1 protein-coding gene is annotated in these 1,373 nt (G+C 70.2%); it reads right to left on the reverse strand.

Annotated elements, in window-relative coordinates; all coding sequences use genetic code 11:
• Positions 1-1,212: GH25 family lysozyme (locus ABZ454_RS38880; protein WP_359544142.1), on the reverse strand; the 1,212-nt coding region annotated here is incomplete at its 3' end.
• Between the last annotated feature and the right edge of the window lie 161 nt (positions 1,213-1,373).

A 1,373-nucleotide genomic window follows, 5' to 3' on the forward strand; every position in this document is an offset into this window, starting at 1 on the left:
CGTCTTGTGACCGGTGGCCGCCGGCAGATCCTTCTTCCGGGCCGCGACGATCTTGGACAGGTGTGCGGTCGCCTTCGCGGCCGGCTTCGTACCCGGCTTCGCCGGCGCGGGTGCGGGCGCCGTGGTGTGTCGGTAGGACGTCACCGGCGTACCGCCCCGCGGGTCGTGCGGGTCCGCCGTGGGCGGGCACACGCCGTCGGGGAAGTGCGGGGCGAAGTAGCCGACGACGGCGGCACTGGTCCGGGCGTGCGAGTGGGACCACACCCCGTTGCCCTGCCCGTTGTCGACGGCGCCGGCCTTGATGCTGTTCCCGCCCTTGGTGTAGACGTTCTTCGCGTCGAACCCGACGACGATCTCGGTGTGGGCGCCGTTGTTGAAGTTGACCCACGACCCGACGGACGGGTACTCGCTCCACTGACCGCGGGCCTTCGCCCAGGCCGTGAACGCCTTGACGTTGTCCGTCTTGGGAACGACGGCGTCGAGGCCGCAGTCGTGGAACATGTCCCAGTCGAATATGACGCACCACGCCACACCGTCCTCGCCGTACTCGACGCCGAACTTGGTGTGGTTGTCCCACCCGGCGCTGGTCCACTTCTCGTAGACCTGCTCGGGGATGCTGAGCACGTGCTCGAGGAGCGTCCGCCACTGCGGCCCGCCCGGTGCGGGGGTGCCCTTCGCCCACGCCTTGAGGGCCGCCACGGTCGGGAAGTTCGCGACGTCCTGGTCAACCGGGTGGTCCGAGTGCTGGTGGAACAGCCACGGATGCTCGATGGCCGGCGAGCCCGCGGCGTGGCTGTAGTCGGCGATCCAGAGCCCGTCCCCGCAGTACGAGGTGGTGTCCCGGTGCAGCCAGAAGTCGCGGCCGCAGTAGAGGACGACCTTGTGTGTCGGCCGCAGCTGTTTGACGGCCTTGATCAGCGCGTCCTTGTCCGCGCAGGAGACCCCGGAGTCCTCCCAGTCGATCGCGAGGACGTCGCCCTCGACCGAGCCGGCCTTGTCGGCGAAGTACTTCGCCTGCGCCTGCACGTTGCCCGGGCGGGCGAAGTGATAGAACCCGACGACGGCGCCCGCCTTCCGGGCGGCCGCGGCCTGGGTGGCCTGCCTGGGGTTGACGTACGAGACGCCTTCGGTCGCCTTGATGAAGACGAAGGCCTTGCCGGACACGTCGGGGGTAGCCGGCTGGTAGCCGCTGACGTCGATGCCGTTCAGCATCACTGACCTCCATGGGTCGGTCGAGGGTGCCGCGGCGGCGGGGCCGGCGGGGCGTTGACGGGTGCGCCTGGGGGCGTACGACGCGGCCTACGCGTCGTCGTCGTGGTGGGGGTGGTGGTTCACGGAGCGGGGCGGCAGCGGGGGCAGTTCGATGCCCAGCC

This window comes from Streptomyces sp. NPDC005803 (assembly GCF_040630435.1).
GTDB lineage: Bacteria > Actinomycetota > Actinomycetes > Streptomycetales > Streptomycetaceae > Streptomyces.